We start from the raw sequence: 21,509 nt of genomic DNA, 5'->3' as shown, positions 1-21,509 counted from the left end.
ATGATTGAGTTTATATTTTCTATTATTGATGAATAAAACTATGAGCTGAACCATCTAATTCATTCATATGACTGAATAATTCATGGCACATCTGACGTAGCCATTGATGGCTGGTTTTATGGTGGCAAGACATGTGCCAATACTGTTTTACCGCATAACTTGGAAAGGTGATCGGGGCTTCTAAAATTTGCAAATTGCCCCGGGACAATAAAACCTTACTTAAATAATAAGGCACCGTCGCAATGGCGTCTGTTTCCTGAACTACAAGTCCTACCCCTAAATAACTCGGTAATCGCATCAGAATATTACGTTTTAATTCCAGATTTAATAACTCATTTTCAATATGGTAATGTCCCATTCCTGCATCAATATCAATATGAGGTTCACTGATATACTGCTCAGTACTTAAACTGTTTCCACAGAGCCGTGGATGATCCTTAGAAGCGATCACCACGTAATATTGCTCAAATAATTTTTGTTGATAAAAACCATTTTCCAGATTCGGTAAAAAACCAATGGCCAAATCAATTTCACCATTCGCCATTTGATAACTGGTTTCAGAGGTAATCGCACGGACATTCAGGCGAATATGGGAAGCATGTTGTTTTAAATACTGGGATATTTTAGGCAATAACACCAAATGCGACACATCAGTCATGGCAATGGTAAATTTCTGCTGCGAAGTCGACTGGTCAAAATTAATGGTGAAATTGTTGATGATCTCGACTTTGCTCAGCGCCTCGCTCACCAGAGGAAACAGTTGCTTAGACAGTTCGGTCGGCACCATTTCATTACCAATTCTTAAAAAAAGTGGATCGTTATAATGTTGTCGGATTTTATTCAGGATATTACTGACCGTCGGCTGGCTCATCGACAGATATTCGGCGGCAACTGAAACACTTTTATATTTATAGATATAGAGGAAAACACTGAGTAATTTACAGTCAAGTTCAAACACGAATCAAAATCCCAGATTTTCTGTTTTATAGCTGCACTATCATCTGCTTTTTTAGTCTTATTTCCAATGCTCATTTATACCGAATATGGCATGGAATTGTAATTGAATTGATGATTCATGGGATAAGGGGGAATAAGAATAAATAAAAAAATATTTTATGAATCAAGATTTAAACGGTATATCTTTTCGTCTAAGGCTTCGGTAAGATCAGTTTCAATAGGTGATAAAACAATAGAAATATCACTTAAAACAAAAATGACATTTTAAGAATAAATAATAGGAACAAAGTCTTCTATGGAAAACCAGACGTTTGATTATATTATCATTGGTGGCGGTAGTGCCGGCTGTGTATTGGCAGGGCGTTTATCAGAAAATCCAGACATTTCAGTGTGTTTGTTGGAGGCTGGCAGTCATGGTAATACCTGGACGGTGAATACCCCTGCCGCAGCCGTGATCAGCATACCCAGAAAAATCAACAATTGGGCTTTTGAAACCGTGCCGCAAAAAGGCCTGAACGGTCGTAAAGGTTATCAGCCGCGAGGAAAATGTCTGGGTGGATCCTCTGCCATTAACGCGATGATTTATGTGCGTGGCCATCAAAAAGACTATGACCAGTGGGCAGAACTCGGCAATCATGGCTGGAGTTATCAGGAGATCCTGCCATTTTTCATTCGCTCGGAAAACAATCAGGATATTCAAGATCAATACCATGGGAATCATGGCCCCTTATCGGTATCGAATTTACGTACCGACAGTCCATGGCATAAGCGATATATTAGGGCAGCCAAAGAACAAGGCTATAAAATTCTGGATGACTTTAATGGCGCTGAACAAGAAGGTTTAGGGGTTTATCAGGTCACGCATATTAATGGTGAGCGTTGTAGTGCGGCACGTGCATATTTATTCCCGCATCTGGAACGTCCAAACCTGACCATTTTTACCCATGCATCGACACAGCGCATTTTAATTGAAAATCAGGTAGCGGTTGGCGTTGAGGTTAAACATGCGGGACAAATTAAACAGTTGCGTGCCCATAAAGAAGTGCTGTTAAGTGCAGGCGCGATGCATTCCCCGCAAATTTTAATGCTCTCCGGCATTGGCAATAAACAAGAACTGCTTGAGCATGGTATTACTGTGACCAAGCACCTGCCCGGTGTAGGTAAAAATTTCCACGACCATCCTGATTTTATTTTTAGTTATACCGTCACAGATATTGCCGGCACCTTTGGCGTGTCACTGGCCGGTACGGTTGACTTGATCAAGCAGATTTCGCGCTACCGTAAAGAGCGCCGTGGCATGCTGAGTACCAACTTTGCCGAATGTGGCGGCTTTTTAAAAAGTAAGCCGGAAAAAGACATTCCGAATTTACAGCTGCATTTTGTGGTCGCCCTGGTCGATAACCATGCCCGCACTTTTCATGCCAGTCACGGCATTTCCTGTCATGTCTGCCTGTTAAATCCAAAAAGTCGCGGCAGTATTCAAATCAGTGGTCCAAGCATTGAAGATCCGCTACTGATTGACCCGAATTTCTTTGATCATGAAGATGATATTGAGGATATGGTTGATGCCTATAAAATAACGCAACAATTGATGCATTCACCGGCATTGAAAATACTGCATAAAAAAGACCTGTTTTGTAATTTGGTCAAAACGGATGATGAAATTCGGCACATTTTGCGTCAACGCGCAGATACCGTGTATCACCCGGTCGGCAGCTGTAAAATGGGCGTTGATGATATGGCCGTGGTTGATCCACAGCTTTGTGTCTATGGCATTGAAAATTTACGTGTGGTCGATGCCTCGATTATGCCGAATGTAGTCAATGGCAATACCAATGCCCCAACCATTATGATTGCTGAAAAAGCGGTAGATATGATACGCGCCAAGCAGTTGCACACTTAATTCAAACAGCAAGCTCGGTTTATTCTTGGTTCACTTATATCGACTTGAGGATATATTTGAACCTGTTATGTAATATTTTTAAAATATTCAAAGACATAACAAATTGAGAATTACGGAATCATATTGAAAAATTCAAGTTACTTTCTTACTACTGACAAAGGATATGTAGGATGTTGAATCACAAAATGGATCAAAATACAGATCAAAGTCTCTCGATTGAATTACAACAATTATTTGAGAAACAGCAACAGGCATTTACTGAAAACAGTTACCCAAGTCTGGAACAGCGTAGGCAGCATCTTAAAACCTTGCAGCAATTGATTCTGCAGAATAAGACCGAGATTAATGTGGCGATTAGTCATGATTTTTCTAACCGAAGTCATTCTGAAACTGAAATGTTCGAGGTCATGACCAGCGTACTGGGCATTAAATACGCGTTAAAAAATTTAAAAAAATGGATGCGTCCCAGCAAACGTCATATTGGCATTCTTTTCCAGCCTGCGACAGGTTATGTCTTGTACCAACCGGTCGGTGTGGTGGGCATTATTGTCCCGTGGAATTATCCACTGTTTCTAGCCATTGGCCCACTTTGTCAGGCCCTTGCGGCAGGCAATCGGGTGATGTTGAAAATGAGCGAATATACGCCTGAATTTTCCGCCCTGTTTAAACAGCTGATTGCGCAGGCCTTTCCTGAAGATTTAGTCTGTGTGGTCAATGGCGATGCAGAAGTTGCACAGCAATTTACCCAATTGCCTTTTAATCACCTCTTATTTACCGGTGCCAGTGAAGTGGGTAAACATGTCATGCGTGCCGCTGCCAACAACCTCACGCCAGTGACCTTGGAGCTTGGCGGAAAATCTCCAGCGCTGGTTCTGGCCGATGCCAATATTCGTGAGAGTGCGCGGCGGATTGCCTTTGGTAAAGCCATGAATGCCGGACAAACCTGTGTTGCGCCCGACTATGTGCTGATTCCTGCACAACTACAGGCTCAATTTATTGAGGAATATTCGACCGCCATTCAGGAATTTTTTCCGAAATTAGCCGATAACCTTGATTACACCGCCATTATTAATCAACGACAGCTCAATCGCTTAAATGGTTATATTGAAGATGCAACTGCGAAAAACGCGACTGTGAATGTCATTACCGAGCCTTCTTCAGGACGGCGTTTAGCGCATTATGTTTTAAGCAATGTCACAGATGATATGCAGGTGATGCAAAATGAAATTTTTGGTCCCTTGTTACCGATTGTGACTTACCAACAACTTGATGAAGCGATTGACTATATTAATCAAAGACCGCGCCCTTTGGCTTTATATTATTTTGGTTATAACCAGAACGATCAGCAAAAAGTACTTATGTACACTCACAGTGGCGGTGTGTGTCTCAATGAAACCTTAGTCCATGTCGGACAGGAAGATTTGCCTTTTGGTGGCGTGGGCACATCAGGCATGGGTAATTATCATGGCTATGAAGGATTTGTCACCTTTAGTCATGCAAAAGCGGTGTTTAATCGCCCGAAATTTAGCTTGATGTATTTATTCTATCCGCCTTATGGTAGCTTTATTCAAAAACTGATTTTAAAACTGTTTATTCGTTAAGGATTTTCAGACTCATATACCATCCATTAAAAAGGCTGAAGATCAACTTCAGCCTTTTTATTCATCAGAAAAATTTGTGCCAGATTAATCGGCAGAAATATCTTCAAACAAAACCGAGGATAAATAACGTTCACCTGCATCAGGTAAAATCACCACAATGGTTTTGCCGGCATTTTCAGGACGTGCAGCCAATTGCGCTGCTGCTGCCATTGCGGCACCACTTGAAATACCCACTAAAATACCTTCATGAGTCGCTGTTTTACGTGCCCATTCAATGGCTGCTGAACTGTCAATCGCAATGACTTCATCCACCAAATCTAAGTCTAGATTTTTTGGAATAAAGTTTGCGCCAATACCCTGGATTTTATGTGGCCCGGGTGTTAGCGCTTCGCCACGTTTGGCTTGTCCAATAATCGGAGATTCAGCCGGTTCAACGGCTACCGAATAAAGTGGCTGGTTTTTTACCTGCTCAAAATAACGTGAAATACCGGAAATAGTACCGCCTGTGCCTACACCCGCAACTAGAATATCAACCTGACCGCCAGTGGCTTCCCAAATTTCAGGACCGGTAGTTTGCTCATGAATTTTAGGGTTGGCCGGATTTTCAAATTGCTGCGGTAAATAATACAGTTCTGGTTGCTCTGTGACTAACCGAACAGCTTCATCGACTGCACCTTGCATGCCTTTAGCAGGTTCAGTCAAGACCAGATTTGCACCAAATGCTTTTAACACTTTACGACGTTCAATACTCATGCTTGCCGGCATGGTTAACGTAAGGTCATAGCCCTTTGCCGCAGCCACGAATGCCAGTGCAATCCCGGTATTACCACTGGTCGGCTCGACAATATGCATACCTGGTTTAAGCAAACCTTTTTCTTCAGCATCTTTAATTAGAGCGGCACCAATACGACATTTCACGGAAAATGAAGGATTACGGCCTTCAACTTTACCCAGTACCGTGGCAGCTGAAGAAATAGAACGATTAATGCGAATTAATGGGGTGTTACCGATCGATTCGGCATTATTACTATAAACCGCAATGCCTAAATTATTTGGTGTTGGAAATGCAGAATCTGTACTCATTTTAACTCCTTGAGTGATCTTTTGATTTTGAAGCTCTGTGTTCATCATAAGCCATTTAGACCGTGAAGATAAGTTTTTCTATTCCAGTTTTTTTGTTTTAACTTTCCCTTTCAGTCTAAAAAATAAAGATTTTTTTAGATCACATCCTCTTTGTTTTTCTTAAATAGTTACAACTTAACTGACTTATTTGTCATCAATAAGATTTGTATTTATTCTTGTTATTGCACACAATATCTTTCAACTGAAAAACTGATTTTAGGGAAGCAAATGTCTAATAAGGGTTATAGCCGATTCTATCGACAATTTACGCAGAAAATCCTCGATAAAATCGTGACTCCTCAAGTCTTAGGCAATACTGAAGAATTAGAAAAAAATATAAAAGATAAACTCGATAAAAAATTAATTTGTTATGTATTACAAGATGCTTCACTCAGCAATACGGTATTAATCGACACTGAAGCGAAAGCGCGCAAGCTGCCTTCAGTTTTTGCGCCATTAATGATTCAGGAATTTAAAGAAGACGACTCGATTCTTGCTTTAAATGTACCCAGTTCAAAAAATGAGGCTTATCATTATTCTGCCAAACTCATTCGCCTGATTGAAGTTTTAGAAAAATATCCTGAATACGATATTGAACTGGTGCCAGTGACGGTATTATGGGGACGTTCACCTGAATATGAAGGTTCCTGGCTTAAGGCCTTATTTGCCGATGCGTGGTCTACCCCATCCAAATTAAAACAGGCCTTAAATATTTCATTATATAGCCGTGAAAACTATATTGAGTTTCATAAACCAATTTCTCTTAAATCCGCCATTGAAAAAGCTAAAATTGAGCATCCCAACTTTTCTCCCGCCCATTCGATTGTCAAAGAACTCAATATCAATTTCAATAAACATAAAGAAGCGATTTTAGGCCCCGATTTATCCGACCGTCGTAATCTTATTAATAAGTTGATGAAGACGGAAACAGTTCAGGATGCCATTCGCAAAGAAAGTATTGATGATAAAATCAGTATGTTTGAAGCGGAAAACCGTGCCAAAGGTTATTTAACCGAAGTAGTTTCGGATTTTTCCTATTCAACTTTACGATTTGCCGAGCTTGCCCTGACCAAGTTATGGACCCAACTTTATGACGGGATTGAAGTGCATAATTTCGATACGGTGCGTGAATTGGCCAAGGATTATGAAATTGTCTATACCCCCTGTCATCGCAGTCACATCGATTACTTACTGCTCTCTTACGTGATTTTTAACCGTGGACTCATGGTTCCGCATATTGCCGCAGGAATTAATTTAAACTTGCCTATTGTGGGTCAAATCATGCGTGGTGGGGGTGCTTATTTTATTCGCCGTACCTTTAGTGGCAATGAACTATATACTTCAGTTTTCAAAGAATATTTACACAGCCTTTTATCGCGCAACACGCCTTTGGAATACTTTATTGAAGGTGGACGTTCACGTACAGGATTATTGCTGCCGCCTAAAAAAGGTATGCTGTCGATGACGGTACAAAGTCATTTACGTGGCGCAACCAAACCGATTGCTTTTATTCCGACCTATTTTGGTTATGAAAAACTGATGGAAGGTACGTCTTACTTAAATGAACTGAATGGTAAACCCAAGGAAGCCGAATCAATCTGGGGTATTTTAAGTTCAGCGCGTAAAATTGAAAAAGTTTTTGGACAGGTGCATGTTAATTTCGGCGAACCTGTTTTTCTGGATAAAATTTTAAATGCGAATCACGCAGATCAAATTAAATTAAATATTGATGATGAATTACCTCAACCTGTGGTTCAGACTGTCGATCAGGTTGCAAGTTCAATTTTAGAGAACATTAATAAAGCGGTTGTTGTTAATCCTATTTCACTGATTTCGTTGATTTTGCTCAATGTTAAAAACCATGCTTTAAGTGAGAAAGATTTAATCTCACAAATTGATCAATATCGTCAGTTATTAAATGACACAAAATATGATCAGAGAATGATGATGACGGAATTATCCAGTGCGGACATTATTCATTATGCAAAAAAATTAAAACAGGTTGAAAGTTTTAATCAAAACAATGAAAACTGGATTCGCGTGGTTGAAAGTCAAAAAATTCTTTTAAGCTATTTTAGTAATAATATTCTGCACTGCTTTATTATCCCTGCATTAATCGCCATGCTGATTCAATCTTATAAAAAGATCTCATGTCATTATTTAATCGATACCGTTATAAATCTGTATCCCTATTTTAAAGAAGAGTTTTTCTTAAAATGGAACCTGGATGAGTTAGAAAATGAAATTAGATTGATTTTAAATAGTCTAGAACATTTGGGCTGGATTGTTCAGCAAGACAATACTGTTTCCGTTGCATTAGATGAACAGATGCAAAGCAAACTGTTATCACTTGCACATCTATCCAGCTCTAGCTTGAATAACATGATACTGATCTCAGAGTTACTCAAGCAGTATGCTCCGATTCAAGCACTGACGATGAAAGAGCTGGAGAAAATGGGTAAAGCAGTATTGAAAAAACTGTTCCAGGCTCGAAAAATTCAATCAGGTTATTATTTTGACAATGCGACCTTAAAAAGTTTTATTTCTATATTGAAACAAAATAGCTTATTAAATATTCAAGCTGATCATTTTGAGATCAGTGATGATTTTGAAGAGAAAATGTCAGCCATTTTCAACTGGTATGACCCGGATACTCATCAAGCTATAATCGAAGCACTGCAGTTTAATGAAAAAGAATTAAAACAATTTAAACAATCCGTTAAAAAATAAGAGTCACATATTTTCGCAATAAACCCAGGCATGGAACTTAAATGCTATGCCTGGGTTTATTTATATAAGAATATTTGATATTTAGCTTCATTAAAAACCATTGAAAATATTGTTTTTTATTAATGTATTCAAGGATACAGCCCTTATACTGCGTATATTACTGTTGCGTGGTACGGAATGCTGTATGAACACCGATCTTGAAATTGCATCTATGCATGATTCTATCGATATTGTTGTCACGATATTAAAATCACTTGCCAATACAGATCGCCTGTTTATTTTATGTCATCTTGCCAAACAAGAGCTCAATGTTTCGCAAATTGAAGAAATGACCCAGATTAATCAACCGACCTTATCACAACAGCTTATGATGTTACGCAAAAGTGATGTGGTTTCGACCCGTCGTGATGGCAAGCAGATTTTTTATTCCATCAAAGATAAAAAACTCATTCAAGTATTAAATACGCTATATCAAGTCTACTGTCCTAAAAATCTAATTTAATTCCAAAAATATCAGTAGATTGGATAGATTAATTGATCAGATTAAGACTTCTTAGCACTTTTTATGCATAATATATCTAAAATAGTGATTTAGTTTTAGATATGTCAGATTTAAATTCTCGCTTAACAACGTTATGGCCCGCTTGGCAATGGCTACGCAAATATAACCAAGCTAAATTTAAATCAGATCTTCTATCTGCGCTGATTGTGATTGCCATGCTGGTTCCGCAAGGTATGGCTTATGCCATGCTGGCAGGCTTGCCGCCAATGATGGGCCTGTATGCCAGCATTCTGCCGATGATCATTTACGCCATGGTCGGTGGTAGTCCAACGCTATCGATTGGTCCGGTGGCGATTATATCCATGATGACCTTTGCCACTTTAAATCCGCTATTTGAAGTGGGTTCCCCGGTTTATATACAAGCTGCCTGCCTGCTTGCCGTGATGGTCGGGGTCATTTCATTGTTGCTCGGGATTTTTAGATTTGGCTTTTTGATTCAACTGATTAGCCACCCTGTAATTAAAAGTTTTATTATTGCCTCCGCTTTGCTGATTGCCCTGGGTCAATTTAAATTTCTGGTTGATGTCCCACTAGAATCCAATAATATTCCTCAATTTTTGCTCAGTTTTTGGCACTATATTCGTTATAGCAGTATTGAAACGTTCATTTTCGGGATGATGGCCTTACTCTTTCTCATCTATTTGCCTAAAGTTTTAAGTTCCAATGCGGTTAAAAGTCGTATCGGACCTACCGCTTTTATCTCTAAAGCATTGCCATTGGTACTGGTCGTGGTTTCCATTACTGCGGTTTATTTTCTGGATTTGCAGGAAATTGGGATTAAGACCGTGGGAGAGATTCCTTCTGGATTTCCTCCTTTGATGATGCCATTTTGGAATATGGACCTGGTCATCACCTTATTGCCGGGTGCGGCGATGATTGCCATGATTAGCTTTGTCGAGTCTTTATCGATCGCGCAGGCGACTGCATTACAACAACGCAGTAACTTAAACAGCAATCAGGAACTGGTAGCTTTAGGTTTGGCCAATTTAAGTGCCGGTCTTAGTTCTGCCTTTCCTGTCACCGGCAGCCTGTCTCGCACCGTGGTTAATGCGGACTCGGGTGCTAAAACCCCAATGGCAGGTGTTTTTTCATCACTGCTGATTGTTTTGGTTAGCCTTTATTTTACCGGGTTTTTCCGCGATTTACCTTTGTCGATTTTGGCCGCTACGATTATTGTTTCTATCTGGAAGTTGGTCGATTTCAAACCTTTTATTGAAACCTGGCACTATTCAAAAGCTGATGGGATTGCCATGTGGATTACCTTTTTTGGCGTGATCTGCATTGATATTACTACGGGTTTAATCATTGGTATTGTGTCCACCTTTATCCTTCTATTGTGGCGAATTAGCCGCCCCCATATTGCCGTGATTGGTTTGGTTGAAGGCACGCAGCATTTCAGAAATGTGCAGCGTCATCAGGTACTGACCTCTTCAAAAGTCATTTCCATACGTATTGATGAAAATCTTACCTTCTTAAATGCCAATACTTTAAAAGGTTTCCTGATTAATACGGTGAGTCAGCATAAGGATTTAGAACATGTGGTAATCAATTGTTCGAGTATTAGTGCAATTGACCTGAGTGCATTAGAAATGCTCGAAGATATCAATGCTGAATTTAGAAAACTCAATATCAAATTGCATTTTTCAGAAATCAAGGGTCCAGTGATGGATAAATTACAGCATTCAAAACTGTTAAAACAGTTAACTGGTCAGATTTATCTCTCTCACTTTCAAGCCATGCAAGAACTTTCACCTGAAGTTTTTTTAAATGAATGAGATGATTTACTCCATCCTATATTAATAATATCCATTCACCGCCATTGACAGGATGGAACCTAGTCAATGCTGAGCAATGAATAGAAAACTTTTGGGGAAATTTCGATCCAATAAGGACGGTTTGAAGTATAGGTAAGAGCAGAATATTTAATTTCTTTAAGTGTGAAAATATTTAAAAACAAAAATATCAACTTTAAAAATAAGTATTTAGTTTTTATATAAAAATTAATTTTTAGCAGCAACTGTTTTAGGTATAAAATGGCGAGCATATTTGTAAATTTTTTAGTCCTCGTATTTGTCACAAGGCACCTTTATGTTCTCTGCTTTAATGCGTTTAAGTTTAGTCTCCCGAATTATTATCGCCATTATTTTAGGTATTGGTGTTGCTGTTTTTTTCCCTAATCAGGCTCCCTATTTAAGCTTGTTGGGCGACTTGTTTATTAAAGCGCTTAAATCTGTTGCCCCTATATTGGTTTTTGTGCTGGTTCTATCGTCTATAGCTAATTTTAAAGTCGGCCATAGCGCTAAAATCAAACCAATTATGATGATGTATGCTGTTGGGATGTTCTTGGCTGCATTAAGTGCAGTGATTGCCAGTATCATTTTTCCAAGCACCTTGTTTCTGGATATCCCCGCAAATGCGGATTTGCAACCGCCAGGTAGCCTGATTGAAATCTTAAAAAATCTTCTTTTAAGTTTTGTGGCCAACCCGCTTGTTGCGATTAGTGAAGCGAACTTTATTGGTATTTTGGCCTGGGCTGTTGCTTTGGGGGCTGCATTCCGTCATGCCAATGACACCACAAAAGTCTTGCTCACCGATGCTGCAAATGCGGTAAATACCGTGATTCGTCTGGTGATTAATTTTGCCCCAGTCGGTATTTTTGGTCTGGTGGCGGTCACCGTTGCAGAAGCCGGATTAAGTACCTTTGAAAGCTATGCTCAATTATTGGCTGTGTTGATTGGTACAATGTTCTTTGTGGCGTTGGTGGTCAATCCAGTTATGGTCGCCTTTGTTACCCGTGCTAACCCCTATCCGCTGGTGTTTAAATGTCTACGTGAAAGCGGGATTACCGCCTTCTTCACCCGAAGCTCTGCTGCAAATATTCCAGTGAACCTGGATTTAGCCAAACGTTTAGGTGTGAGCGAATCTACTGCCAGTGTTGCTATTCCCCTCGGTGCTGCAATTAACATGGCAGGTGCTTCAGTGACCATTACCGTTCTTACCTTAGCTACTGTGCATACCTTGGGCATTTCAGTCGATTTCACCACCATGCTGGTTTTATCGGTTCTTGCGACTATTTCAGCATGTGGAGCATCTGGAGTCGCCGGTGGTTCTTTACTGCTTATTCCAGTGGCGTGTGGCTTATTTGGTATTAGTTCAGATATTGCCATGCAGGTCGTTGCCATCGGTATGGTCATCAGCGTATTACAGGATTCAACTGAAACGGCATTAAATTCTTCTACAGATGTGCTATTTACTACTGCTGTAGACCGCAGTTTAGATTAAGATAGTCATTATTAAGAATGTTTCTATGACGTTATGCCTTTTCAAACTTTACCGCTTTGGGTTCAATTAGGTGCCTTTTTTCTTGCAATGAATGCAGGAATGATTAACGTCCTCGGATTGGTGACCGTTTTACATCAGTCCGTTTCACATATGACCGGTAATGTCAGCATGTTAGCCATGGCTTTTCTGCATTGGCAACCTGAACAGATCGTCTACTTAGGCCTGGTTATCCTATGTTATGTAATCGGTTCATGTTATAGCGGATTGATACTGGGAAATAGCCACTTTAGCTTAGGGCGCCGTTATGGTTTGCCTTTAAGCCTGGTGGCTTTTTTTATTCTCGTGTGCTGGGTTCTGTTGCCCTATTTCCCGCGTTATGCCTTACTTTGGGCATCTGTGGCGATGGGTGTACAAAATGCCATGGTCAGTCATTATAAAGGCGCAATTATTCGGACCACCCATTTGTCTGGCGTTTTGACCGATTTAGGTTTAGCGTTAGGTTATCGCTTACGTGGCTTAGATGTAGATCGTAGACGGATTATTCTCCATTTAGCCATATTTTTTGGATTTTTCGTGGGTGGCTTAGTTGCCAGCATGATTTATCCTTATTTAAAATTAAATTCATTCCTTATCCCTGCGCTGTTGAGTTGGACGCTTAGCATCGTATATTGGATTATTTATTTTCGTTATCGACGTATTCAAGAGTAATTTTGGAATTTATTATGGTCAAAAATGCATTACAGGCTCAATTGCTAAAAGCCGGTTTAGTCGATAATAAAAAGGCTAAAAAATTGTCTAAACAGGCAGTTCATGAGCAACGTACTGGACAAAGCAACGAAGCTGAATTAAAAGCGAAAATTGCGCAAGATAAACAAGAAAAACTCGCGAAAGATCAAGCTTTGGATTTAGAGAAAAAACGTCTATTGCAGGGTAAAGAATTAAGAGCTGCCATTATTCAAATGATCAATCAGCACAAAATTCATGACATAGACGGCGAAGTGTCTTATCAATTTATTGATGAGAGTAAAATCAAAAAAATTTATCTCAATCAGCAAATTTATAATGCGCTGGTTTCCGGTTCATTGGTAATTGCCAAAGAAGGCGAAGCTTATGCAGTTTTGCCGAAAGCCCTGGCAGATCGTATCAATGACAAAATGGAAGGCTTTATTATTGTCAATAATTCTGAAAAGAATGAGCAGATCACCGATGAAGAAGATCCGTATGCCGCTTATGTGATCCCTGATGATTTGATGTGGTAATCAGTTAAAACAAAAAAGCTCCCAAACCGGGAGCTTTTTAATATCAATTAAAACAATTATTCGCGAGGCAGAAAATCAAGCTGGCTGCACTGTATTCGCCATCAACTCAAGAATAAATTGATCAAAGCGCTTACCCTGTTCAGGCGAATGCTCCCAAATGCTGCGCCCCAAGTCCTTAGCTTCATTAAAAGCTTCATCCTCATAAATAATGGTATTCAGAAAATGTGAGCCTGGAATGTCTTTAAGCAAATTCTGATTCGCTGCAATCTGCTCTATTTCGATCTGCTGAGGTACACGCGTCAGTACTCCATACACTTTTAACTGGGTATTGAACTGCGAAACACTGATTGCCAGCTGCAGCATCTCGCTATACATATCCTGATCTTCAGAATCTACTGACATGGGAATAATCAGTTTATCTGCCTGCATCAGTACCGAGCGCAACGCATAAGTATCATGCCCGGCAATATCAATGACGATATCATCATATTGAGCTTTTGCTCTCTCAACGCGATGCACTAACTCATCTGGATGGTCTTTTAAAGAGATATGTTCAAAGCCAAAACCTTTGCGATGCAAGGCAACCCATTCAAAATTTTGTTTGTTATCATCGGTATCAATGTAAAGTGTGATGCCTTGAAGACGCAGATATTCTGTCAGGTTCATCGCCAAGGTACTTTTTCCTGAACCTCGCTTCGGACTTGTCACTACAAAAATTGTCATATTTATTCCCCACTTTTTAATTTAAAAATAATGTATTAAATACTTAAAATAATTATGGTTTTAAAATGAATGATTTCACTCAAAAAGTCAAAATTCATTTAGATGATGTAATAACTACCCATTAAGAGATTTCTGACGATTTAAATAAGTAGTCAGTATGCCCAGATGAATAAATTTCTAAGAATCAGAAACTAGTGCTCTCACTATTTCTGCATCTTTTACAAGGCTAATATTTAAAGATTAGGATGCTGCGCTGAAATAGATATGTTTTAATACGTTATCCAAGGTTAATAAATAATCAATAAACCTATAAACTGTATAAAATTCTTATATTAAAGAGAAAGATCAGTTGCAACAGTTTTCATTTATCCAGAATATTCAGGATTGGTCAGATCAATATCCGTGGTTAGAGATGCTGACCTCCTTAAGTATTCTAATTCTACTGGCAGTTCTCGCAAACTTTATTGCCAAGCAAGTGGTGGTTCGGGGTATTCGCAAGCTCGTTTCAAAGATGAAATGGGCTAATTCGAGTGTTTTCGCTGAACATAGCGTCATCCGCCGTATTTCAAATATCGTGCCTGCGATTGTGATTATGAACGGCATAGTGACTGTTCCTCACATTTCAGAAAGAGTAGTCACCTTGGTTCAAATGGGTGCACAAGCCTTTATTTTCCTGACTCTGGCACTGGCCATCAGTGAATTTTTAAGTATTTTCAACCTGATTTATCAACGTAATCCGAAATCTAGAAATAAGCCGATTAAAGGTTACTTACAACTGGTTAAGCTGATTATCTTTATTGTTTGTGGCTTGATGATCTTAGGCACCTTCCTCAAAAAAGATGTCTTTACCTTGCTCGCAGGCTTTGGTGCCATGGCAGCTGTGCTGATGTTGGTGTTCCAAAATACTATTCTGTCTTTGGTCGCTTCAGTCCAGATTTCATCTTATGACATGGTGCGTATAGGTGACTGGATTGAAATGCCAACCCTAAATGCAGATGGCGATGTCATTGACATGTCATTACATACCATTACCGTGCAGAATTTTGATAAGACGTTTACCACCATTCCAACCAACAAACTGGTGACAGATACCTTCAAAAACTGGCGTGGCATGGCCACTGCCGGTGTACGCCGTATTAAACGATCGCTCTATATTGACCAGAGTAGCGTGCATTTTATGACCCACAAAGAACAGCAGAAACTCAAAGAATTTCTATTGCTCGATCAGTACTTAAATACCAAACATAGTGAACTGGAAAGCTTTAATCAGCAATTGTCGAATCAGGCATCCTATAATCAGCGACGTTTAACCAATTTAGGGACATTTCGAGCTTATGTGGAATTTTATTTAAATCAGCATCCCGGTATCGCGCAAAATCAGTCTTTAATTATTCGCCAATTACAGCCGACCAGTGAAGGTTTACCGCTGGAGATTTATGCTTTTACAAACACCACGGTATGGAAGGATTATGAGGCAATACAATCAGACATTTTTGACCACCTGATTGCGATTATTCCAGAGTTTGGCCTGAAGGTTTATCAGGCTCCTTCTGGGGCCGATTTTAAACAATTCGCGGCTGTTTCAGCATCAGTAGCAGAATCAAATCGTCTATCGGTTTAAGCTTGAGGATAAAGAGTAAGTGCAGTGCCCATCTTTAAAAGACCAGTCAGTAATTACCTTTTTATAAGCGTTAATCCTCTGTACTGGCTTTAAGTCCCTCACTTATGAAAATCTTAAAAAACCCTCGATCGAGGGTTTTTTAAGATTTTCATTTTTCCCATTTCTTATTTTTAATTTAAAAAAAGCACTAAATATCTGAATTGAACATTCTAAGGAAATTTTTTCATTTTTCTTATTTTGATAGAATTTTCAAATTACTATTTGACTTGCTTCTGTCGATTTGATTGTTGAAGATGCTGATTGGGTTGATCAGGCTGTGGACTAGAAGGATTGGGTTCTTTATCTTCATCAAGTTGTTGATGAGATTCGATATGCAGGTTTGGCTGGTCGGGCTGTGGAATCCGTAGTTGACTGGTCATGTATATATCCCTCCTTTAAATTTAAAATCTAAATCACCTTGATCATGACACTTTCAATTTACGCTTTCTCTTGCGTTATTCCAGCCTCAGTTTGTGTCAGTTTCCTTCATTGTAAACACGAGAACTGCATATGGTTGATTCATCATTGCACTGTACTCGATACATTAACAATTCTTATTTCAGCTCACTTTTCTTTAACCCTGTACCGACCATTCGTAATATACGTTACCTTCACTTAAATTGGGTTCACTGTTTAATTTATATGTAACTTCATTTCCTAATTAAAGCAAAAATCAGCCCTCATTTAAGGGCTATTAAACCCATGAGCAAACAACATAAAAATATACTTTAACTTCTATTTGGATACATGATCAAATTGAATACACGATCAAAAAACCAACCTTTTAAAATCAAAAGATTGGTTTAAATGTGATTGAGGTTATTCAAGCGTGAAACTAGGGGCGTAAACGGTTCCATGCATCACGTGAAGCATGCTTGGCTTCTTCCCAATTTAGGCGAGATTCTGCTTTTGATTGTTCCCATTTAGAATGAAGATCTGGCTCTACATCTTCAAACCGTTTGGATGAATCATACGCAGATGAATCTTCATAACCTACCCGATAGGCATGCCGATAATCTCTATCATAATCCAAATCAGGATAGGTATTTTGTGTGGATTTATAATAAGGTTGATGGGCACTGTTTTCACGCCAATAGGTATCTTCCACAGTAGGATCCATTGCTTCACCTGCTGCGCTACCAGCTACACCACCGACGATGGCACCCACTGCTCCACCGACTAAGGCTCCGATCGGGCCACCTGCACTCCCAATTGCGGCACCAGCTGCTGCGGCACCAGCTGCACCTACACCTGTTCCCACGGGATGTGCATCTCGTTCATTAATGTCTGGATCATCATTTAAATCCTTTCTGGTCTGATTTGGAGTATTTTTATTACGATCATCATCAGGATAGGCCATCTTTTTTCTCCTTATAACAATAGGGTGTTTAGGGAAAGTGGCTGGTTCTAGCCAGTTTCACTCATCAAGGCTGCTTACCTTCAAAAAGCTTTTTGTGTAAATTAACTGTAGAGATCATCCATCTTTCGGATGGTCCGAGCTGGAGCCTATTTTGTGCATAGGGCTAACCAGACTTTGGTCATTTCTCAAATTTCCCATATTTTCATCTTTATTTCTTTCATATAGAGAATAAAGAATGACTGCAATTATTACGACAACTATGACAGCGATTATGATTTTTACGTCTTTTGAGTTCATATTATTCTTCCCTTTTGATCAATAAGGATAAATATAAATAATGAAACTATAAATCTGGCAAAACTTTGAACAGGATAAAAAATCATGAATAGGCATTAATATTCAGGATAGGAGTCGATCAAAGTTTTATTTCTGTTGTTTATACGGATGTTGTTGTTAATTGATCTGTTTCTCGGATTTTGTCTAACCCGTTCTCGAGTCATCATTTATATTTACCTCCTATCGTTAGGGATAGATCGTAATCATTACGACTCTTTTAACTCTACTCTTTATCTTTCTTATACCAACCCTGTATCTGTTTCAATTTCATTCAATGTAAGCCGGATAAATATATATATATGATTTTCATTAAATATATGGTGAGTTTATTAACATTTATTACCAAATACATAACAACATTCAAGGAATACAGCACATAATAATTCAAGATTACATAATGTTTTAATACGTTTATCCTGCATGAGAGCTTTTTTTGCAGCTAAAAAATCAGGCTTTAAGCGTTAATATAGAATATTGTTTATAGTGTAAAAATTGCATAATACTGATATTGAATCGTTTAAATAAAATGGAGCGTAACCCATGTTGCAGTGGTTTGAAAAACTGGTCGATCCTTACCCATCCAAAGGTTTAAACGAGCCACTTCCAACGCGCTTTTTCCCTTTTGTATGGCAAGCTGCAATGGGGGTTCGCCGCTATTTACTGTTACTGGTGTTATGTACTGCAGGTGCGGCAAGTTTTGAAGCCGTACTGTATTCAAAAATTGGGGATTTAGTAAACTGGTTGAGCAAGAGCCAGCCTGAAACATTTTTAGCGGAACATACGCAAAATTTGACTATTTTGACCTGTATTTTGTTGGCCAATATTTTATTCGCGAGCATGCAATCCATTATCAAGCATCAAATTTTATACAGTACCTTCCCCATGCGTCTGCGCTGGCGCTTTCACAACTTGCTTCTGCTGCAAAGTCTGGATTTTTTCCATAATGATTTTGCCGGCCGTTTGTCTGCCAAAGTCATGCAAACTTCACTAGCGATACGTGAATTCTGGGTGATTTTAGGTGACATGCTGGCATATGTGCTGATTTACTTTGTGACCATCAGTTTTGTTTTGGGTGCGATCTCTCCGCTGCTGATTTTGCCACTCATGCTGTGGTTAGTGCTATTTATTGTTGCAGCCTGCTATTTTATTCCACGTTTAAGCCAAATTTCCAATAAACAGGCGGATGCACGTGCGGTAATGACCGGTCGCGTGACGGATGCCTATACCAATATCCAGACCGTGAAACTCTTTGCCCATGCGGGGCGTGAAAGTCAATATGCCAAAGAATCCATGCAAGGCTTCATGATCACCGTTTATAAGCAAATGCGCTTAGGTGTGCAGTATGAAATCAGCATTAATTTACTCAGTATAGTTTTATATGTGGGTGTTTTGGGAACCGCTCTTTGGCTCTGGATCAATGGACAGGCTCAACTCGGTATTATTGCAGCCACGACTGCCATGATATTAAAGCTTAACAGCATTGCTGAATTTATGATGTGGCAATCTTCTGCTTTATTTGAAAATGTCGGTACCATTCAAGACGGCATGAAAACCATGGGCCGCCCGATCAGCATTCAAGACAAGAAAGATGCCAAGCCTTTACAGGTACACCAAGGTGAAATCAAGTTTGAAGATGTCTGCTTTGCCTATAACAATAAAAACGTGATTGATCATTTAAATTTAACCATCAAACCGGGTGAAAAAATTGGCATCGTTGGCCGTTCCGGTGCAGGTAAATCCACCCTGATTCAATTGTTATTGCATTTTTATCATCTCAACCAAGGTCGTATTTTGATTGACGGTCAAAACATTGCAGATGTGACTCAGGACAGTTTGCGTAAAAGCATTGCATTGGTGACTCAAGATACCTCTTTATTGCACCGTACTGTGGCTGAAAATATTAAATATGGTCGTCCGCATGCAACTGATGAAGAAATGTTTGAGGCCGTCCGCAAAGCCAAAGCAGAAGATTTCATTCCCCAACTAACCGATTCACGCGGTAAATCTGGCTACGAAGCTTATGTAGGGGAACGTGGTGTCAAACTTTCTGGGGGGCAACGTCAACGCGTAGCCATTGCACGGGTATTTTTAAAAGATGCCCCAATCCTTATTTTAGATGAAGCGACCAGTGCACTAGATTCCGAAGTTGAAGCTGCAATTCAATCCAGTTTAGATGACTTGATGGAAGGTAAAACCGTTATTGCCATTGCTCATCGCCTGTCGACCATTGCTCAAATGGATCGTCTGGTTGTACTGGATGAAGGCAAAATAGTGGAACAAGGCACGCATGATGAACTTGTGGCCCTAAATGGTATTTATGCGCAGTTGTGGCAAAGACAAACTGGCAGTTTCTTGATAGAACAACAAGCATTAAAGAAAAAGGAAGCCCATTAATGCTGTATTTAGAAGATATAAAAATTGGTGATCGTTTCACTAGCCGTGAATATGAAATGACCTTGGAAGAAATTAAGCAATTTGCGCAGGCATATGATCCACAAGTTTTCCATACTGATGAAGATCAAGCCAGAGAGCATCCCATTTTTCAAGGTATTGCTGCAAGTGGTTGGCATACGTGTGCCGTGACCATGCGTTTATGGACAGAATGTTTTCCTGTTGCTTATGGCCTGATTGGTTCAAAATCCAATTTGCGCTGGCCACGACCGACCCGTCCTGGCGATAAAGTTCATGTAGAAGTTGAAATTGTTGCGATTACGCCATCAAAAAGCAAAACGGACCGCGCTATAGTGAGTTATGTGACTCAGGCATTGAATCAGAATTATGATGTGCTGCTTATCTCTACAACGAAAATCGTGGTCTTTAAGAAAGAATTCAAACCTGCTTAATTTACGGGCTTTAGAAAATTGTCTAACAATTTTAACAGGATACTGCTTATTTTCATGTCAATATGAAAAACCAACAAATAGAAAAACGACTTAAGTGCAATGGATAGCGCATGAAAACGATTTCTCCAAGACAGGATCAGGGAATACCGGGGGTTTACGGCTTATTGCTCCTCGATGTGGTGTCACGCTGGGGCTACAATGCAGAAGCCTTGTTTACCCCCTTTCATTTAAACAGTGAACAGCTGGCGGAGCCGAACTTTCGCATTCCGACCCCTGTCGCAAATGAACTGGTTAAACATGCATTACGTCTAACCGGTGAACCGACCCTAGGTTTCCATTTGGGTACCCAAATGCGAATCTCCATTCATGGTTTTATCGGCTATGCCATCATGACGGCACATGATATTAGTGATGCCCTGGTTTTGGCCAACCGCTTTATTCAGCTACGTTTGCCCTTTCTACAACTTTATTTTTCCACTTTTGGTGACAAAGCAACGCTGCAATTGCAATGCGATTTTGACATCGAGCCGCTCAGGACTGAAATTGCCATTGCCCTGACCTTTGGGATTGTCACCATGGCAAAAGCCTTGACGGGCTGTGATGATCTGTCTGGCGAGATTGATTTTGATTTCCCAAAACCGCCCGGTTTTGAGCGTTATATGGCAAAATTTCCATCGCATCATTTCCGTTTTGAACAACCGCATTTACTTTCAAGTTTTGATAAAAAATATTTGAGCTTAAAAATGGTTAATGCCGACCCCCTTGCCAGTCAGATTGCGATTAACCAATGTGAAGCTGAACTCTCTGCACTGGGTGAACGCCGCCGCTTGGCTATGCGGGTTCGTGATATTTTAACCCATTCAGAACAGCATTATTTAAGTATCGAAAATGTCGCAGATCGGTTGCATATGTCTGACCGGACTTTAAAACGACAATTGGCTGCCGAAGGTACGTCATTTTCAACCCTCGTCGATGAAGTGCGTTATCGTCATGCAACATCGCTGCTTTCACGAACGGATTACACCTTAGAACTGATTGCAGATAAACTTGGTTATAGTGATGTAGCCAATTTTAGTCGGGCATTTAAACGCTGGAGTGGCCGTAGTCCAAGCAATTGGCGTAAAGATCCTTATTTATAAACTTTTGTTTTGATCAAAAAACCTGTATAAAA

17 protein-coding genes are annotated in these 21,509 nt (G+C 39.7%); 12 read left to right on the top strand and 5 right to left on the bottom strand.

The window, feature by feature from the left end; all coding sequences use genetic code 11:
• Positions 1-22: 22 nt before the first annotated feature.
• Positions 23-958, bottom strand: a complete 936-nt coding sequence (locus ACKI4H_RS15145) for a LysR substrate-binding domain-containing protein (protein WP_407307183.1) — start codon at positions 956-958, stop codon at positions 23-25.
• Positions 959-1,252: 294 nt separating this feature from the next.
• On the opposite strand from ACKI4H_RS15145, the gene ACKI4H_RS15140 reads away from it, so the two are divergent.
• Both ACKI4H_RS15140 and ACKI4H_RS15135 read left to right on the top strand, forming a co-directional pair.
• Positions 1,253-2,860, top strand: a complete 1,608-nt coding sequence (locus ACKI4H_RS15140) for a GMC family oxidoreductase (RefSeq protein WP_407307181.1) — start codon at positions 1,253-1,255, stop codon at positions 2,858-2,860.
• Between the two features lie 170 nt (positions 2,861-3,030).
• Entirely contained in the window at positions 3,031-4,461 is a 1,431-nt protein-coding gene (locus ACKI4H_RS15135) for a coniferyl aldehyde dehydrogenase (RefSeq protein WP_407307179.1), read from the top strand.
• A gap of 84 nt (positions 4,462-4,545) precedes the next feature.
• Here the strand turns inward: ACKI4H_RS15135 and cysK are convergent, their stop codons facing one another.
• Positions 4,546-5,544 carry a cysteine synthase A gene (gene cysK, locus ACKI4H_RS15130; RefSeq protein ID WP_407307177.1) on the bottom strand — a complete coding sequence of 333 codons (999 nt, stop codon included), beginning with the start codon at positions 5,542-5,544 and terminating at the stop codon, positions 4,546-4,548.
• Positions 5,545-5,811: 267 nt separating this feature from the next.
• On the opposite strand from cysK, the gene plsB reads away from it, so the two are divergent.
• The 6 genes from plsB to ACKI4H_RS15100 all read left to right on the top strand — a co-directional run bounded on the left by plsB (position 5,812) and on the right by ACKI4H_RS15100 (position 13,416).
• A complete protein-coding gene (gene plsB, locus ACKI4H_RS15125) occupies positions 5,812-8,313 on the top strand; it encodes a glycerol-3-phosphate 1-O-acyltransferase PlsB (RefSeq protein WP_407307175.1) in 2,502 nt (833 codons plus the stop codon).
• A 184-nt stretch (positions 8,314-8,497) separates the two neighbouring features.
• Complete coding sequence (locus ACKI4H_RS15120) at positions 8,498-8,815, top strand: metalloregulator ArsR/SmtB family transcription factor (protein ID WP_407307173.1); 318 nt, start codon at positions 8,498-8,500, stop codon at positions 8,813-8,815.
• Positions 8,816-8,916: 101 nt separating this feature from the next.
• Complete coding sequence (locus tag ACKI4H_RS15115; protein WP_407307171.1) at positions 8,917-10,650, top strand: SulP family inorganic anion transporter; 1,734 nt, start codon at positions 8,917-8,919, stop codon at positions 10,648-10,650.
• Positions 10,651-10,963: 313 nt separating this feature from the next.
• Positions 10,964-12,157: a serine/threonine transporter SstT gene (sstT, locus tag ACKI4H_RS15110; RefSeq protein WP_407307169.1), complete on the top strand. Its 1,194-nt coding sequence runs from the start codon at positions 10,964-10,966 to the stop codon at positions 12,155-12,157.
• A gap of 33 nt (positions 12,158-12,190) precedes the next feature.
• Positions 12,191-12,865: a YoaK family protein gene (locus ACKI4H_RS15105; RefSeq protein ID WP_407307167.1), complete on the top strand. Its 675-nt coding sequence runs from the start codon at positions 12,191-12,193 to the stop codon at positions 12,863-12,865.
• A 14-nt stretch (positions 12,866-12,879) separates the two neighbouring features.
• Entirely contained in the window at positions 12,880-13,416 is a 537-nt protein-coding gene (locus ACKI4H_RS15100) for a DUF2058 domain-containing protein (protein ID WP_407307165.1), read from the top strand.
• Between the two features lie 75 nt (positions 13,417-13,491).
• Here the strand turns inward: ACKI4H_RS15100 and ACKI4H_RS15095 are convergent, their stop codons facing one another.
• Positions 13,492-14,139, bottom strand: coding sequence for a ParA family protein (locus ACKI4H_RS15095; RefSeq protein WP_407307163.1), 648 nt, complete (start codon positions 14,137-14,139; stop codon positions 13,492-13,494).
• 349 nt (positions 14,140-14,488) lie between these two features.
• Here ACKI4H_RS15095 and ACKI4H_RS15090 point away from each other — a divergent pair, with 349 nt between their 5' ends.
• Positions 14,489-15,760 carry a mechanosensitive ion channel family protein gene (locus ACKI4H_RS15090; RefSeq protein ID WP_407307161.1) on the top strand — a complete coding sequence of 424 codons (1,272 nt, stop codon included), beginning with the start codon at positions 14,489-14,491 and terminating at the stop codon, positions 15,758-15,760.
• A 257-nt stretch (positions 15,761-16,017) separates the two neighbouring features.
• On the opposite strand, the gene ACKI4H_RS15085 is transcribed toward ACKI4H_RS15090, so the two are convergent.
• Positions 16,018-16,179 carry a hypothetical protein gene (locus ACKI4H_RS15085; protein WP_407307159.1) on the bottom strand — a complete coding sequence of 54 codons (162 nt, stop codon included), beginning with the start codon at positions 16,177-16,179 and terminating at the stop codon, positions 16,018-16,020.
• Positions 16,180-16,634: 455 nt separating this feature from the next.
• Entirely contained in the window at positions 16,635-17,159 is a 525-nt protein-coding gene (locus tag ACKI4H_RS15080) for a hypothetical protein (protein ID WP_407307157.1), read from the bottom strand.
• An 876-nt stretch (positions 17,160-18,035) separates the two neighbouring features.
• Between ACKI4H_RS15080 and ACKI4H_RS15075 the strand changes: the two genes are divergently transcribed.
• The 3 genes from ACKI4H_RS15075 (at position 18,036) to ACKI4H_RS15065 (ending at position 21,477) form a co-directional block, all read left to right on the top strand.
• Positions 18,036-19,889 carry an ABC transporter ATP-binding protein gene (locus ACKI4H_RS15075; RefSeq protein WP_407307155.1) on the top strand — a complete coding sequence of 618 codons (1,854 nt, stop codon included), beginning with the start codon at positions 18,036-18,038 and terminating at the stop codon, positions 19,887-19,889.
• Positions 19,889-20,338, top strand: coding sequence for a MaoC family dehydratase (locus tag ACKI4H_RS15070; RefSeq protein WP_407307153.1), 450 nt, complete (start codon positions 19,889-19,891; stop codon positions 20,336-20,338). Before ACKI4H_RS15075 ends, ACKI4H_RS15070 begins: the two co-directional genes overlap by 1 nt.
• Before the next feature lie 110 nt (positions 20,339-20,448).
• A complete protein-coding gene (locus tag ACKI4H_RS15065) occupies positions 20,449-21,477 on the top strand; it encodes a helix-turn-helix domain-containing protein (protein WP_407307151.1) in 1,029 nt (342 codons plus the stop codon).
• Positions 21,478-21,509: the final 32 nt, after the last annotated feature.

The organism is Acinetobacter sp. (assembly GCF_045628685.1).
Classification (GTDB): Bacteria; Pseudomonadota; Gammaproteobacteria; order Pseudomonadales; family Moraxellaceae; genus Acinetobacter.
This window is presented reverse-complemented; position numbering and strand designations above follow the sequence as displayed.